The sequence below is a fragment of the Pseudomonas sp. CGJS7 genome (assembly GCF_036961695.1).
Map to the genome: position 1 here is coordinate 1 of NZ_JBAMDI010000191.1, position 15,121 is coordinate 15,121.

Below are 15,121 nucleotides of genomic sequence, written 5' to 3' on the forward strand. Positions count from 1 at the left end.
CGCTACTAAAATCGTCGCGATGATCTATCTGGGTTTGTTCGCCGCGGCCTTCATCGCCGCCACCTTGTTGCCCGCGCAATCCGAAGCCGCGCTGGCGGCCTTGATCGTCGACGGCTACAACCCGTGGGCGTTGATCGCCGTGGCCAGCGTCGGCAATGTGTTGGGCTCGACCGTCAATTGGTGGCTGGGCCGCGAACTGGCGCGTTTCAGCGGCCGGCGCTGGTTTCCGATCAAGCCCGCGGCGTTGGCGCGCGCCCAGGCCTGGTACGCGCGTTACGGGCACTGGAGTTTGTTGCTGAGCTGGCTGCCGATCGTCGGCGATCCGCTTACTTTGGCAGCGGGGGTGATGCGCGAACGTCTGCGCGTGTTCCTGCTGTGGGTGAGCATCGCCAAGGTCGCTCGCTATCTGGTGGTGGCGGCGATCGCCTTGCGCTACGTGTGAGCGCAAGGCGGGCCGGACGCCATCAGGGCGCGGTCTTGCCGGCCGCAGCGCTCAGGAACGGCTCTACAGTTTCGACCAGGCGCGGCGAGGTGGCGATTTCGTAATGGGTGAGGTCGGGCAGGATCGCCAGCCGATTCTTCGACACGCCCTCACGCTGCCAGCCGCCGTCGCGCTGGCCGCCGCCGAGCAACTGATAGAACGCGATTTCGCTCTCGGGGCGGTACAAATCGCTGTCGCCGTACACCAGCATCACCGGGCCGGCCAGCTTGGCCACGTCCGCCGACCAGTCGAAGGGCGTGGTCATGAAATTGCCGAGGGCGTCGAGCAGGCGCGGAAAGTCGTCGGGCTTGGGCGCGATAGCGACGTAGTCGCGATACATCGGCGTGTCCTTGAACATCGCCGCGCTGCCGGCGTTGACCGCCTTTTGCTGTTCGACGATGGCCGGATAGAACGCATTGTTGGAGTACGAGGCCGAAACCAACACCAGCTTGCGCACCTGCGCGGGCTGCTGCGCGGCCATGCGCAAGGCGACGCCGCCGCCGAGCGAAAATCCCATCACATCGACCTGGCGATAGCCCAATCGCTGAACCAGCGCGGCCATGTCGTCGCCGATCGCTTCGATCCGGAACGGGCGTTCGCCCATTGCGGTGCGGCCGTGGCCGTGCAGATCGACCAGGATCACCGTGTGGCGTTGGGCGAGGGTCTTCAACACCGGTCCGAAGGTCGCGCCGTTGCCCAGGCCGCCGTGCAGCAACAGCAGCGGTTCGCCCTGGCCGTGCAGTTCGTAGTAATAGTCGACGCCGTTGACCGGCAAGATGCCGCTGCGGGCGATGGCCGCGTTGGCGGCGCTGGCGGGTGAGGCGGCGGACTTCGACGCCGCATTGGCGGCGGGAACGATCAACGCTGCGGCTAGCGACAGAGCCGCGATGAAGCGGGTGAATGGCGAGGACTTACACATGTTGAGTCTCCGTGGATGAGATTGAAGGGAAGCTAAAACGCTGGGCTTCATCCAAACGACGAACGCAGACGGGCCGAATCGACACGCCCGGAAAAAATATCCGCAAGCGATGTCCGGGCCGGTCCGGAGCCATCGGCGGCGGTGCTAAAATCCGGTTTCCGCAGCGCATCAGAGAGCGAACGCCACGATGAACGTCCAAGCCTTCTATCCCGTCGGCACGCCCGGCCAACCCTGGGGCGCGGCGGAAATCGCCCAGTGGCGGTCGCGGCAGGTCCGCCATCGCAGTTATCAGGACGATGTGGTCGCGGCGATCGATCGCTTGCGCGAACGTTTCGATGTCAGCGAATACGGCCGCCTGGATTACGCGCCCGATGCGTATCCGCTGTACGCGGTCAAAAGCCGCGACTGGCGCGAAGATCTGCCGACGATGCTGGTCACCGGCGGCGTGCACGGCTACGAAACCAGCGGCGTGCACGGCGCGCTGTTGTTCCTGGACCGCTACGCCGCCGATTACGCCGGCCGCGCCAACGTATTGGTCGCCCCCTGCGTCAGCCCGTGGGCGTACGAGCGGATTCACCGCTGGAACATCGACGCGATCGATCCCAACCGTTCATTCCGCGCCGACAGCCCGGCGCAGGAATCGGCGGCGTTGATGCGTCTGGTCGCGCCGGTGCGCGCCAGCGTGCTGATGCACATCGACCTGCACGAGACCACCGACACCGACGAATCCGAGTTCCGCCCGGCCCTGGCCGCGCGCGACGGCAAGGCCTTCGAGCCGGGCGAAGTCCCCGACGGTTTCTATCTGGTCGGCGCCAGCGAAGACCCGCAGCCCGAGTTCCAGCAGGCGGTGATCGCGGCGGTGGAGAAAGTCACCCACATCGCCCCGCCCGACGCGCGCGGCCAGATCATCCGCTCGCCGGTGGTCGCCCATGGCGTCATCAACTACGCAGTGAGCTCGCTGGGCTTGTGCGCCGGCATTACCGAAGCGCGTTACCGCACCACCACCGAGGTCTATCCCGACAGCCCGCGCGCGACGCCGGAGCAGTGCAATCAAGCGCAGGCGGTGGCGGTGCGCGCGGCGATCGATTATGCGTTGGCGCATCGCTGAGCCGATCTGACTGAGTTTTCGCGCCGCAGCCTGTCGGCGCGGTCGCATACCGCTGCGTGGGCCGCCCCGGTTAAGCGCAGTCGAACACGCGCCCTTCCGTCGCCGGAAGGGCGCAGTCATACCGGGACGCCCTCAGCGCCTGTCTGCGAACCACCTGTTCGCATCGACCCAGCGAATCTCCCGCGTTTCCTCCGAGGTCAAGCCGTACCTATTCAAGGTATCGGCAGTGGCGCCATCCGCAGGCGCCCCGCGATGCGTTTCACAGTCCCGGCGTTGCCGCGTTCGAACAGGAGCGTGAGGAGCGGTGTCCACGGCGTGGCCGGTTAGCGCCCTGGCTGGAATCGAGCGGGGGCTTGAGCCTGCGTTCGGCGCGGGCCGCCGCGTTCCGACGCGCGCAATCCGGCGACCGGCGTCGGCGATCGACCGTCCGGCCCGTTCCAGTGGCGATATCAGGAGAACAAAATGACGCGTATCTATTATGGTCAGGCGCAGATCGAAGCCAGCGTCGCCGCGGCGTTCGATCAGGCGGTCGTCGCCGCGCGCAAGGCGGGCGAGTGGCTGAATCCCCGAAACGGCGCGCAACGCCGCGACTTGCTCAATCTCGCTTCCGGCGGCGAGTCGGCTCAGATCCGCACGGCCTTGCAGCGGTATTTCGGGGTGAACTTCCCGCTGAGCGCGGCGGATCTGCAATTCGTCGACCGCTTGGGTACGGTGTACCGCGCCATGGCTACGGCCTTGAACGTATGGACGGTGCACGTGAGTTACGCCGATCTGGCCGATCACGACGAGCGCGAATACGCCAGCACCCGTCCGCCGGTGATCTTCCCCAATGCCGAAGGCGAGGTGGACACGACCAATCCCAACAGTTTCCGCGCGACCTGGGCGGAGGTGCGGGCCAACATCGACCAAGGCACCCGCAACTATACCTTCGTCCATAACCTTACCCCGGTCATCGTCAATCCCGCGACCGAGCTGGCCTACAAGATCGTGCTCAACTCCAGGTTCCGCAACGTCAGCGCGTTCATGAAGTGCGAGACGGTGCTGCACGAAATGTCGCATGCGCTGGCCGACACCAACGATGCGGCGTACGCCGACGATGTCGCCACGGCGCGGCAGATCTGCGCTGTATACGGCAGCGCGGTGGCGCGCGATACCGCCGATTGCTGGGGATTCTTTCCGATGGATTGGTGAGGGCGGGCCGCTGCGCGCGGGCCTTCGCTTGGGTGGCGCGAAGGCTGCGCGCGGCGCGCTCAATCGCGAACCCGCGTGCCGTTGCGCGGCGCGTGGGTTGGCATCGTTGGCTAGCGGGCGATGGTTTGTGGAGCAGGGGCGAAATCAAAATGGGTTCCGGCTTTCGCCGGAATGACGGTGGTTGGGGTGACCGTAGTTGGGGTGACAGCGGTTGGGATGACGGTGAGTAGGATGACGATGGTGGAGCGCGTGTATTGCCGGCGGCGTTCGCGCCCACGCGTCAGCGATTGACCGCCGGCCCGTTCACGCCCACGTAGCCATTGGCGCAGCCGGTGGTGCAGGTGGTCGCCAGCATGTTGTAGACGATGCGGCCGGCGTTGGTCTTGGAACGGAAATGGCCGACGCCGCTGCTGGTATCGCCGCCGCCGAGGTTGTACGGGCTGCCGTCGCTCCAATCCCAATCGTAGGCATAGGCGCTGCTGCCGAAGCCGATGTCGACCTGCGCCTTGAGATTGCTGGCCGTCGCGAACAAGGCGCTGTTGGCGCAGCCGGCCGAGTAGCTGGTGGTGAAGCACTGCACTTGGTCGTAGGCGCCGGCGGTGATGCTGTAGAAGGCGATGCTGGAGTACATCGCCGGCATCGCCCGCAGGCTGTTGCTGCCGCTGCCGGTCCAGCGGTTGTAGCCGTAATAGGCCACGCCGGTGCTCGGGTACAGGCCGAAGGTGTAGTAGTCGTAAGGGAAGACGTAGGCTTCGGCGTTGCAGGTCGGCGCGTACGGCGATTGGTAGCCGGTGCTCAGGCAGGTCTGCAAGCCGCGCAGCCCGCCGCCGATGCTGACGAAGCGGCGCACGCTGGCCTGATAGCCGTGGTACTTGATCATCGCCAGGCTCATCGACGCGCCCAGCGAGTGGGCGACGATATCGACCTGGCTGCGGCCGGTATACAGCTTCACCTTGTCGATGAAGGTCTTGAGGATCTGGTATTTGCTCGGCTGGTGGTAGTTGTATTGCGGCGACGCGCGTTCGTCGGCGTCGAGATAGGTCACCCCGAACAGTTCGCAATCGTTGTAGCCGCGCGCCTTGAGTTCGTCGTACACCGAGTTGGCGGGCGCGGTGTAGCCGCTGACCGCGCCGGGCGGCATGTCGAAGCTGATTGCGCTGTCGCCGTTGCCGGCGATGAACACCACCGGCGTGCGCGTGGCGGTGCAAGCGCCGCCGCCGAAGCCGCCGCTGCCGACGCCCGGGCTGAAACCGCCGGCGTATTGGCTGGCCGCGCCCTGGCAGGTGTAGCCGTTGTCGCTGCCGCAATCCAGGGCCCAGGCGGTGGACGGCGTCAGCAAGGCCGGGCCGGCGAATGCCGGCAGCAGCGCGGCCAGCAGCCAATGCATCAAGCGCGGGCGGCGCGAGCCGGAATCGGGACGGGCCTGGCGCGCTGCGGCGGACGCGGGTTTGAACGTTAAGGACGTGAGCGTGCTGCCGAACATGAGCGCCTCCCCAGGCTTCGTCGACGGCCGGTGGCCGGATCGTGCCGATGGTGGGCCGGGGCAGGGGGCTTGGATATTGCACCTATGGGCGATGCCTGGTGCATGGGGGAAACGCCGCAACTGAAATCGAACGGGTAAAACGCGACCGGCCCGGTGCGATACCGGGCCGGCGCAATAGCGGTGAAGTCGAGGCTGGGGCGATCGGCGCGTTCAGCGCTTATCCGCGGCCCCGTCCTTGGTCAGCGGCCGCACGTACTCCAGCAGGCTGACCAGCAGCTTGCCGGGCTCTTCCCACTGCATCATGTGCGAAGAGTTTTCGAACCACACGCCTTGCTTGAACGGCGCCTTGACCCGATTCAACCAATCCGCGGTCGGCTGCGACGGCGTGGTGTAGTCGTGGCGGCCCATGAACATCACCACCGGGATCGGAAACTCGCGCACGCCGCTCATGTCGGTGGCCAGGAACTCGGGCAGGATCCGGCCCAGGGTGTAGACGTTGCCTTCGTCGACTGCCGCGCGATCGCAGTCGGTGGCGTAGTCGGGCGAGAGTTTGGGCGCGCGGTAGAAGTAGGTCGATTCGTTGCGGTAAGCGGTCAGCCCGCCGTAGTACTGCGACCACTTGCGCGCGGTGATGATGCGTTCGCGGGTGATCGGCTGGTCGCCCGGATACGGCGCGATGGTCTGCATCTCCTTGACCGCTTCGAGGTTGCCCAGCTTCTTGGCCTGGGCCATGCCGAAATCGAAGCTGATGCGCTCGTTCTCGCGCACGTTGATGACCTGGCCGATGCCGACATAGGCGTAGAACAGGTCCGGACGCTTGAGCGCGGCCTGCATCCCCGGGATCGTGCCCCAACTGTGCGCGGCCAGCACGATCTTGCGCTTGCCGTAGCGCTTGCGCAGGTACTCGGCGAGCTCGATGGCATCGGCGACGTAATTGTCGACGTGGATGGTGTCGGTGTAGGCGTTGGGATCTTGCTGGGTGTAGGTCTTGCCGGCGCCGCGCTGGTCGTAATTGACCACGGTGAAGTATTCCTCCAGCGGCCGCTGGAACTGCCACATCGTCGGGATCAGCGGCGAGGCCGGTCCGCCGTGGACGAACAGCAGGATAGGGTTGTCCTTGTCCTGGCCGCGCACGTTGACCCATTGTTCGATCCCGCCGATCCGCGCGGCGTAGGCTTCCTGCACGCCGTTGGGCGCGACGATGCGGCCGAGGTCCTGGATGACCGCGCGCGCGTCGGCGAACTTGGAGGTGTCCTTGCATTCGGCGGCCAGGACGGCGGGGCTGGCGGACAGCAGCGCGGCGAACAGAACGGTCGTCTTTTTCATGGCGGGATTCCTGGCGTTGAGGCGGTTAGCGCAGTTGCGTGCGGCGTGGAGCGGGTTGCATCGGTGTTGAGGCAAGTGATGCGGTCGAGCCGGCCGCGGTTGCAGCGCCAGGAAAGATCGGTCGGGGTCAAAACGCGAAAGGCGGCCAATGGCCGCCTTTCGGTGTCGACGAATCGGCGCCCCGGGGGCGGGGCGGCGAAGGTCAGGGTGTGGGCAGCGGCGGCAGCTTGGTGCCCTGGTCGGCGATCGCCAGCCACTTGAAACCGTCGTGGGTGTAAGTCACCCCGGTCAGCGCGCGCTGTTTGTAACCGGTGCGCGGAACCGAATAGGTGGTTTCGTACAGGATGTAAGCCGAGCGGCAGCCGTTGACGACGCGATGGCGTTCGGTCCATTCCCACTTGGCTTCGCGGCGGGCGAAATGGCCGGCCAGGGCGTTCATGACCGCGTCCAGGCCGATGGCCACGCCGCCGCTGTCGAACACCGTCATCGCGTCTTCGTGGTGCACGGCGCGGAAGGTCTCGGCGTCGTAGTCGCGGAAGGATTCCATGTCGGTCTTCTGGGCGATCTCGAACTGCCGCGCGCAGATGCGGTGGAGGATGTTTTCGCCGCGGTTCCAGCCTTGCGCGCCGGCGCTCGCGGCGTTGTCCTGGGCCAGGGCCGCGCCGGCGGCGCATACGGTCAACAACGAGCAGGCCAGCGGCAGCAGGCGGCGGGCGATACGGGGTCGGTTCGGGGTCATGCGCGTTCCTTGTTCACTGCGAAGGTGGGCGCAAGGTAGCCAAGCCCGAGGATCGGCGATGTCCCGCGATCGCGGGGCCGGATGCTCGTTTGCGGCAATTGGCGTTATGCGCGGCGCAGGGCGCGCGGAAACGCAAGCCCGGGCAATCGCGACTTGCGTATCGCGCGCCGATGAGCGCGCCCGCGAGTCGTTGCAGGCGCTCGCCGCGCATGAAACCGGACGCTTCGGTTCGCCGACGGTTTGCGGAAAACGGCCAATACCGCGATAGACATCACAGCTTCGAAGTGACGTGACAGCGACCACTATGGCGGTATGACAGCGCATGGCATTAACGCTGCGCGCGCGGCCGACGGGGCGATGAGTGTGCGTCCCGATTCCGCCGCGGCTCGTATCCCGCGCCCGCGCCGTCGCGTTGTCCGCGACCGCGTCCGGCTATTCCACACCGTCATCGTCGCAGGGGATTTCGCAGTGGTCATGGACTTATTCGATTCATCGTCGAGGCTGGCGCGCACGCTGCCGGCCGTACTGTTGGGCGGTCTGATGTTGAGCGCGACCGCCGTCGCCGCGCCGCCGCGGATCGGCGGCGAGGGCCAGGCGCACGCCGGCCTGTCGTGGCCGAGCGTGCCGCCGGCCAACTATTGTTCCGAGGGCGCGATGCCGAGCGGGCCGGCGACCGCGCCGGAAGGCGCGATCGTGGTTCCGGCCGGCGACAACACCCGCTTCGATTTCCAGCGCTCCGGCGTGTTCTGGTTCGAACCGGGTGAGCACACCTTCGGCGACGGGCTCTACAGCCAGATCCGCACGCTGTCGGGCAACACCTATCTGGGCGCGCCCGGGGCGATTCTGGACGGCAAGAACAACAACCTCTACGCCTTCGGCATCGCGTCGGAGAACGTCACCATCCGTTATCTGACCATCCGCAACTTCGGCAAGGGCCGGACCAATTTCGACGAAGGCGTGGTCAACCACGACGCCGGCGACGGCTGGACCATCGAATACAACACCATCAGCAACAACGACGGTGCGGGCGTGTTCCTGGGCAGCCGCAACAAGGTCCGCTTCAACTGCCTCAAGGACAACGGCCAGTACGGTTTCAGCATGTACAAGAAGCCGTTGCAGAGCCTGGGGCCGGCGACGCCGGAGCAGCCGGCGCCGGGGCGTTCGGCCATCGTCGACATCGAGCTGAGCTACAACGAGATCACCGGCAACAACAGCGACGACTGGGAAGCCTCGACCAAGTGCGGTTGCACCGGCGGCGGCAAATTCTGGGACGTGCGCGGCGCCAAGGTGGTCGGCAACTACGTGCACAACAACCGCGGCACCGGCTTGTGGGCCGACACCAACAACATCGACTTCCTGTTCGAGAACAACTACCTGCGCGACAACGACGGGGTCGGCATCTGGTACGAGATCAGCTACAACGCCACCATCCGCGCCAACACCTTCATCAATAACGCCTGGGTCTCGGGCAACGCCGACCGCGGCTCGCCGGCGCCGGCGATCTACCTGTCCGAATCCGGTGGCGACAGCCGCTTGCCGTCGGCCGTCAGCGGCTCTGACTCGCTGCGCATCTACGACAACTACTTCGAGAACAATTTCTCCGGTGTGTCGATCTACGAAAGCTCCAACCGCTTCTGCAATTCCAACGGCAACACCAGCCATGTGTATTGCACGCCGTTCGTGCATCCGGCGCTGATCGAGCGCCCGGACCCGAAGAATCCGACCAAGTATCCCGATCCGGTCAGCCACCTGCATCCGTGCTACACCCAGATCGGCAACGATGCGGCGCTGCAGCGCGACTGCCGCTGGCACGCCAAGAACATCGCGGTGACCGGCAACGAGTTCTACTTCGATCCGGCGGTGGTGCCCTGCGGCAGCTCCAGCTATTGCGGCGCGCAGGCGCTGTATGCCACCGGCGTCAACAACATCGCCTGGTCGCCCTACACCGTGCAGCAGGTGCAGGACGATGTGATGTTCAACAACAACAACCGTTTCGCCAACAACCACTATTACGGCCCCTGGCGCTTCGCCAAGCGTTACGGCGCGGCGATCAGCTTCAGCGCCTGGCAGGCGGCGCCGTACCTGCAGGACGCGGGCAGTACTACCGACGGCTCGCCGTTCAATCTGCTCGATCCGCCGACCGCCACGCTGGAGGAGTCGATCGGTTTGTGGAACGCCTGGTACGGCAGCAGCGTGGTCCGCGCCAATGTCGCCCACGGCGGCGCTTACAGCCTGCAGGTCACCACCGAGGCCAGCTACTGGGGTGTGGCGATCAACAACCATCCGGGCTATCTGTCCGACAACAACGCCAAGCGCCTGAGTTTCTGGGTCAAGCACGTCGCCGGCACGCCGCCGCTGACGGCGAACGCGCGGGTGCGTCTGCGTTGGCACAAGGAAGACGGCACGCCCGCGACCGGCAATGAAGACACCTCCTTCAGCGACGTGTCGATCGGCGCGGTCGGCGATGAATGGACCCAGGTCGTCGCCGACGTGCAACCGCCGCCGCTGACCGCGAACGTGTGGATCCTGCTGGTCGGTACTTCCGCCGCGGCGAATCAGAACGCCGGTTTCTATATCGACGACATCGTGTTGCAAGATCCGCCGCGCTGAGCGGCGGCAGGCAGTGCTGCGCGGACGGCGCCGGTCGCCGTCCGCCGGTTCACTCGGATTTCGATCCGGCTGTCATCTGTTCGGGCGCCGCGCATCGATGCGATGCGCGGCGCTGCCGATAGCCCGCTTCGCCGCGGTCAGCGCGGCGTGCGCCGCACCGCCGCTTTGCCCGCGCGCGGCAACAGGCCGAAGCCGACCGCGTGATCGACGCCGCTGATGGTCTGGCTGGTGCCGACGATGTAAGCGCCGCCGTCGCTGATCGCATCGGCGCTGCTGGTCAAGCCGCCGGGCAGCGTGCCCAGACTGGCGATGCCGGCGACCGTCCAGCGGAACGCGCGGGTGGCGCCGACGCCGTCCTGCGCGGAGCCGATCACCACTCCGTTGTCGGCGATGCTGCGCGCATGCGTGCGATAGCCGCCCAAGGTGCCGATGTCGCGGCCGTACTCGGTGCCCGGATTGCCGGTGGGCGACCAGATGAACGAGCGCGACAAGCCTTGATCGGTGCTGTAGTGGCCGATCACCGTGCCCAGCTCGTTCATGTCCACCGACGACAGTTGTTGCACGACGCTGCTGATGAACACCACGTTGCGCAGATACGTGAGCGAGCGGCCGTCGGGATTCCAGCGCACCGCGGCGTAATCGCCGGTCGCGGTCTGGCAGGTGCCGGCGACCTGGCCGCGGCCGTTGATCGCGACCGCTTGGCAGTTGGAGCCTTGCGGCAGGCGCACCAGCTCATCGATGCGGTAGGCGAGCGTGCTCGGCGACCATTTCACCGCGACCGTGCCGCCGGCGCGCAGCGAACAGATGCCGGCGATCATCGGTTCCAGATCGTCGCTGACCGCGGTCGGGCGACAACCGTTGCTGGAAGGCAGCAGCGGCGGCAACGGCCCCAGTTCGGGCAAGGTGATCGGATTTCTTTCGCCCGCCAGCCACGCCACCGCGCGCAGCGCACCGTTGTTGTTGAGGCTGCTGCCGACGATCACGCCGACGTTGTTGGCCGCGATCGCCACCGACTTGGTGTGATTGGAAGCGCTGCCCAGTTTCTGCGGCGCCGCGCTCGGGTTGGCGACGTTCCAGCGCACCGGGAAGCGCTCGCCGTATTGGCCTTGTTGGCAGTTGCCGCTGATGGTGCCGTCGTTGCCGATCGATACCGCGTCGCACTCGCCGTCGGTTTCCAGCGTCTGCAGCGCCACCGGCACTTGGCCGTTGCGCCAGTACGCGGCGACGAAATCGCCGTTTTCGTTGCGGCAGGTGCCGATGGCCTGACCGTGGTCGTTGACGTCCCGGCTGCGGCAGACATCGCCGCCGAGCACGCCCATCTCAGCCCACTGCGCGCTGGCGGGAAAGGCCATCCAGGGCGATACGGACAGCATCACAGCGGTGAGTCGCAAAGACTTGCTCGCGTTCATGACGCACTCCTGTTGGCGATCGCGGCGGAATGCGGCGATTCGCTGGCGAGATTTACCGCCACGATGCGAGCGGCGACTCGGCGCCGCGTCACAGTGGAACTTGAACGGCTGAGGCGCGCGTCGCAGTGTCGATTCGCGGCGCAAAAATCGCGAAAAAACCCGGCGAAACCGTGCGGCGAGCGCGGCGATGGGGTGGATGCGCAGCAGGTCGCGCATGCGGCGATACGCGCTGTGGCTATCGCTTGTGCGGAAAGACGCGCGATTACATTTGAGTGAGCCAACGTGAGCGACGCGCAACAGAGTCGTGAGCGGCGGCGGAGTCGGAATGAGATAGACGCGGCGGACGATTCTTCGCGGCGATCACTGCCTGGCCCAGGTCGCGGCGAGACGGCGGAGGTTCGCAAGCCGAGGCCGCAGCGTATCGGTGGGCGAGGGAGTCCGCCCGCGGCGGCGAGGGGCAAGCACGGCCAGAGGCAGACGAATCGCCGCGCCTTCACCCCGGCGTGAGCGCCCCGGCGGCATAGTGCCTGCCGTTTTCCCGCGAAGCCGCCGCCATGAACTACCGCGCCCTGTGTTCCGTTCTCGCCCTGTCCCTGCTGGCCCTGACCGCCTGCACCACGCCGTCGGCGCCCGCCGCCGACGAACCCGCCGCGGCCGACAAGCCGGTGGCGAAGGTCGGCATGGCCAATCCGGCCTCGGTGAACTGCCAGAAACTCGGCGGCAAGCTGGAGATCCGCACCGGCAAGGACGGCGGCCAGTACGGGCTGTGCGCGCTGCCCGATGGGCGGGTGTGCGAGGAGTGGGCGCTGTTCCGCGACGGCAAGTGCGAAAAGCCGGCCGAGTGATGCGCGCCGGGTAAGCCAAACATCGCCGCACCCCGTCTATAGTGCGCCGATCCGTCGCCGCATCGGCGGCGCCGACGCCATCGTCGGTGGGGCGGGCGATCAGGACGATCGGCGATGTTCTACCCGGTGCATTCGATCCACAGTTACGTACACAACGCCCGTATCGGCGTCATGGTGGAGTTCGGTCTTGAGACCGACTTCGCCGAGCGCAGCGATGGGTTTTCCCGAATCGCGCGCGACATCGCCCTGCATATCGCGGCGATGGCGCCGGCCGATGTGGGGGATCTGTTGAGTCAGCCGGCGGTGATGCGGCCGCAGTCCACGATCGGCGAGCTGCTGGTGGAGCTTGCCGATGAACTGCGCGAGCAACTGGCGGTGATCCGTTTCGTCCGTTGGGTCGCCGATGCATCCGCGTCCGACGGCGATGGCCCGCAACCGCCGGATTCGCCGGCAGTGGTTGCGCGGCTGCCGATAGCGGGCTGAGCCGAATCCAGCGGCGTGGGCTCAGGCCAGCGCGGCTTGCAGCTCGGCGATTTCCCGGCGCAAAGCTTCGTTTTCTTCTGTCAGTTCGGCCACGCGCTGACGCAGCGCCAGCAATTCGCCGCTGTCGGTAGCTTCCGCCGCCGGCTTGGGCGCGCGCGGCTTGCGGTTGGCTTCGCGCACGCGCTTGGCCGCTTGCTTGAGCTCATCGCCGCCGGCCAGCGCGGCTTCGCGCTGTTCCTCGGCAGGCAGGGTGGAGACCGCGGCGGCGGCGGCGAGCGAAATCGTCCCGGACTTGACCGCGGCCACGACTTCCGGGGTGGCCTGCTTATGGATCTTTTCGATCAGCCCGACCTGACTGCTGCTCAAGCGCGCGGCCTTGGCCAGCGCCTCGCGGCTGTCGAACTCGGGCGCGGCGTGGCGTTGGTCGTCGCCCCACGGCGGCGCGCCGTCGTCGCTGGACTCGGCGGCGGTTTCCACCGCCGGCGCGGCTTCGGCCTGTGCGCGGGCTTGCTCGGCCTGCGCGCGGCGCTCGTTCAGGATCTCGCGCTTGCGCAAGGCCAGTACGCCGCGCTGGAAATCCGACACGCTGCGCCGGCCCAGGTGTTGATCGATCATCCACAGGTGGACGTCGTTCATCGACTGAAAGCGGGTGTTCTGCACCGTCTGAAACTCCAGACCGTGCTTGCGGCAGATGCCGTAACGGTTGTGGCCGTCGACCAGCACATTGCCCCACAGCACCAGCGCGTCGCGGCAGCCTTCGGCGAGAATGCTCTGCTCCAGCGCCTCGTATTCCTCCTCGGTGAGCGGATCGATGTAGGCCTTGAGCGATTCGTTGACGAGGATATCCATGGAGCGGGGCCGGCGAGATGCGAGGGGCCGGCATTGTAGGCAGTTGCGGCCGCCGAGTCAGGCGTTGACAGACGCGCCGATCGCGTTACCGCCCGATTGAGCGATATCGGCGCGGGTCTGGTTCATCTTTCGATGCTCAGGAGGGGCATGCGCTTGGATGCGAGCCGCGCCGCATCTGCCGCGTTTCAGCCTACGCGCCGATAGCGCGAAACCCAATTGGTCTCCCACGTTTTGCCTTCGTCGGGCGAGAACGCTTGTTCCCATTGCACCGAGTCCGCGTCGCCGCGCGTCCACAGCCCACGGACCTTGACCGCGCGTTCGCGCAAGGTGGTTTGGCCGTAGAACGTGCCCACGCCGTCGGCGAAGCCGCCGAGCATGGGCGCGACGATCTTGTGCGGGTTGCGGGTGTCCAGCCACCAGTCGGCCCAGGTCTTGCTGGCGGGGTCGTAGCTGCGCAGGCTGAAGCCGCGATAGGGCTGGTCGGGGCGGTGGACCGCGCTTTCGTCGGTCTGGGCCAGGCCGGCGAAGATCGATTGAACCTTGCACACGCCTTCGAACGCTTGCCAATCGTTATCGCCGAGCAGGCGTTGTTTGAGTCGGCGGTATCGGACTTGCCAACTGCCGAGGAAGAAATCGAAGGCGCGTGCGGGATCGTCGCTGGCGAGGTCGGCGGGCGCCGCGCCGCGGGGTGCCCCAGCGGCGGGAAGCGCGTTGGCGGCGATGGCGAGCAGCGAGAGTTGCACGATGCGGCGGCGATCGGGGTCTAGCGTCATGCGGGCCTCATGGCGGAGCGGGGCGGTGTCGGCGGCAGGCTTATTTCGTAGCGCCGCCAGCGCGGGTGTCGGTGGAGATCCAGTTCATTTCCCAGGTCTTGCCGGCGTCGGCGGAATAGGCCTGCTCGAACAGACAGCGGTCGCGGCTCGGGCAATGGATGACGAAACGCACCCGGATCGGCCGGCCGTTCAGGACCTCATCGCCGTAGAACTCGCCGCGGCCGCGTTGAAAGCGGCCGATCACCGGCGCGGTCAGCGCGCCGTCGCGCAGATTGGCGTAGTGGATGCTCCATCGATCCGATTGCGGGTCGTACAGGCGCAGCGCCACGCCGTCGATGCGTCCGGCGGGGCCGGCGACCGCGAGTTCGGCGGTGTTGGCGCGGCCTTCGTGTATGCGGTTCACCAGGGTGGTGCCGCGGTATTCGACCCATTCCTGCGAGCCGCTCAACGGCCGTTTCAGGCGCTTGATGTGGCTGTTCCACAGGCCGAACTCGAAGTCGAAGCCGTGCTGGCCGTCGCGCGGCGATTGCGCCGGCTGCGGCGCTTGCGCGCGCTGGCGTTGCGCGGCGGTGGGCGCGATCGCCAGCAGCGCGGCCAATGCGCCGGCGAGGATGGCCGAACTCATGCTGTCGGGTGCGCGCATCCGGATCGGCTCCTGTGGTCCGTCGGTGGGCGGACGCCCGCGCAATGTGCGGCGGCGCGCAGGGGGATTCCAGGGCCAGTTAGGCCGGGCCGGGCAGGCCAATTGCGCTCAGCGATTGCGCCGGCGGCGATATCCGTCGAAGAATGCATGGGGCCGCACGCGATTTCCGAGATCGGCCGCCAACGCAGGAAGCGTCCGCCGATGATTGCGATCCCCATGCGCGCCGCCGTTCTATCGCTCGCGCTGAGTCTGTGTGCGGCCT

14 protein-coding genes are annotated in these 15,121 nt (G+C 66.8%); 6 read left to right on the forward strand and 8 right to left on the reverse strand.

Going from position 1 to position 15,121, the window contains the following annotated elements; all coding sequences use genetic code 11:
- The first annotated feature begins 19 nt into the window (after window positions 1–19).
- Window positions 20–442 (forward strand): YqaA family protein, encoded by a 423-nt coding sequence (locus tag V7787_RS49370; RefSeq protein WP_336094925.1) that lies wholly within the window; start codon window positions 20–22, stop codon window positions 440–442.
- 22 nt (window positions 443–464) lie between these two features.
- Here the strand turns inward: V7787_RS49370 and V7787_RS49375 are convergent, their stop codons facing one another.
- Window positions 465–1,400, reverse strand: a complete 936-nt coding sequence (locus V7787_RS49375) for an alpha/beta fold hydrolase (RefSeq protein ID WP_336094912.1) — start codon at window positions 1,398–1,400, stop codon at window positions 465–467.
- Between the two features lie 187 nt (window positions 1,401–1,587).
- On the opposite strand from V7787_RS49375, the gene V7787_RS49380 reads away from it, so the two are divergent.
- Together V7787_RS49380 and V7787_RS49385 are read left to right on the forward strand one after the other, a co-directional pair.
- On the forward strand, window positions 1,588–2,508 hold the full coding sequence (locus V7787_RS49380) for a M14 family metallopeptidase (protein ID WP_336094913.1): 921 nt from the start codon (window positions 1,588–1,590) through the stop codon (window positions 2,506–2,508).
- Window positions 2,509–2,970: 462 nt separating this feature from the next.
- Window positions 2,971–3,699, forward strand: coding sequence for a hypothetical protein (locus tag V7787_RS49385; protein WP_336094914.1), 729 nt, complete (start codon window positions 2,971–2,973; stop codon window positions 3,697–3,699).
- A 280-nt stretch (window positions 3,700–3,979) separates the two neighbouring features.
- Here the strand turns inward: V7787_RS49385 and phaZ7 are convergent, their stop codons facing one another.
- From phaZ7 to V7787_RS49400, 3 genes are all read right to left on the reverse strand, one after another.
- Window positions 3,980–5,182: an extracellular native short-chain-length polyhydroxyalkanoate depolymerase PhaZ7 gene (gene phaZ7 / locus V7787_RS49390; RefSeq protein WP_336094915.1), complete on the reverse strand. Its 1,203-nt coding sequence runs from the start codon at window positions 5,180–5,182 to the stop codon at window positions 3,980–3,982.
- 210 nt (window positions 5,183–5,392) lie between these two features.
- A complete protein-coding gene (locus V7787_RS49395) occupies window positions 5,393–6,508 on the reverse strand; it encodes an alpha/beta fold hydrolase (RefSeq protein ID WP_336094916.1) in 1,116 nt (371 codons plus the stop codon).
- A gap of 202 nt (window positions 6,509–6,710) precedes the next feature.
- The gene (locus V7787_RS49400) at window positions 6,711–7,247 is read right to left on the reverse strand and encodes a nuclear transport factor 2 family protein (protein ID WP_336094917.1); all 537 of its coding nucleotides are present in this window, start codon (window positions 7,245–7,247) and stop codon (window positions 6,711–6,713) included.
- A gap of 474 nt (window positions 7,248–7,721) precedes the next feature.
- On the opposite strand from V7787_RS49400, the gene V7787_RS49405 reads away from it, so the two are divergent.
- Window positions 7,722–9,857 carry a right-handed parallel beta-helix repeat-containing protein gene (locus V7787_RS49405; protein WP_336094918.1) on the forward strand — a complete coding sequence of 712 codons (2,136 nt, stop codon included), beginning with the start codon at window positions 7,722–7,724 and terminating at the stop codon, window positions 9,855–9,857.
- 137 nt (window positions 9,858–9,994) lie between these two features.
- Here the strand turns inward: V7787_RS49405 and V7787_RS49410 are convergent, their stop codons facing one another.
- Window positions 9,995–11,266, reverse strand: a complete 1,272-nt coding sequence (locus tag V7787_RS49410; protein ID WP_336094919.1) for a hypothetical protein — start codon at window positions 11,264–11,266, stop codon at window positions 9,995–9,997.
- Window positions 11,267–11,820: 554 nt separating this feature from the next.
- On the opposite strand from V7787_RS49410, the gene V7787_RS49415 reads away from it, so the two are divergent.
- Together V7787_RS49415 and V7787_RS49420 are read left to right on the forward strand one after the other, a co-directional pair.
- Window positions 11,821–12,111 carry a putative hemolysin gene (locus tag V7787_RS49415; protein WP_336094920.1) on the forward strand — a complete coding sequence of 97 codons (291 nt, stop codon included), beginning with the start codon at window positions 11,821–11,823 and terminating at the stop codon, window positions 12,109–12,111.
- Between the two features lie 114 nt (window positions 12,112–12,225).
- The gene (locus V7787_RS49420) at window positions 12,226–12,594 is read left to right on the forward strand and encodes a hypothetical protein (RefSeq protein WP_336094921.1); all 369 of its coding nucleotides are present in this window, start codon (window positions 12,226–12,228) and stop codon (window positions 12,592–12,594) included.
- 21 nt (window positions 12,595–12,615) lie between these two features.
- Here V7787_RS49420 and V7787_RS49425 read toward each other — a convergent pair whose 3' ends face one another.
- The 3 genes from V7787_RS49425 to V7787_RS49435 form a co-directional block, all read right to left on the reverse strand.
- Window positions 12,616–13,443 (reverse strand): hypothetical protein, encoded by an 828-nt coding sequence (locus V7787_RS49425; RefSeq protein WP_336094922.1) that lies wholly within the window; start codon window positions 13,441–13,443, stop codon window positions 12,616–12,618.
- Between the two features lie 185 nt (window positions 13,444–13,628).
- Window positions 13,629–14,216: a hypothetical protein gene (locus V7787_RS49430; RefSeq protein WP_336094923.1), complete on the reverse strand. Its 588-nt coding sequence runs from the start codon at window positions 14,214–14,216 to the stop codon at window positions 13,629–13,631.
- 40 nt (window positions 14,217–14,256) lie between these two features.
- Window positions 14,257–14,859: a hypothetical protein gene (locus tag V7787_RS49435; protein WP_336094924.1), complete on the reverse strand. Its 603-nt coding sequence runs from the start codon at window positions 14,857–14,859 to the stop codon at window positions 14,257–14,259.
- Between the last annotated feature and the right edge of the window lie 262 nt (window positions 14,860–15,121).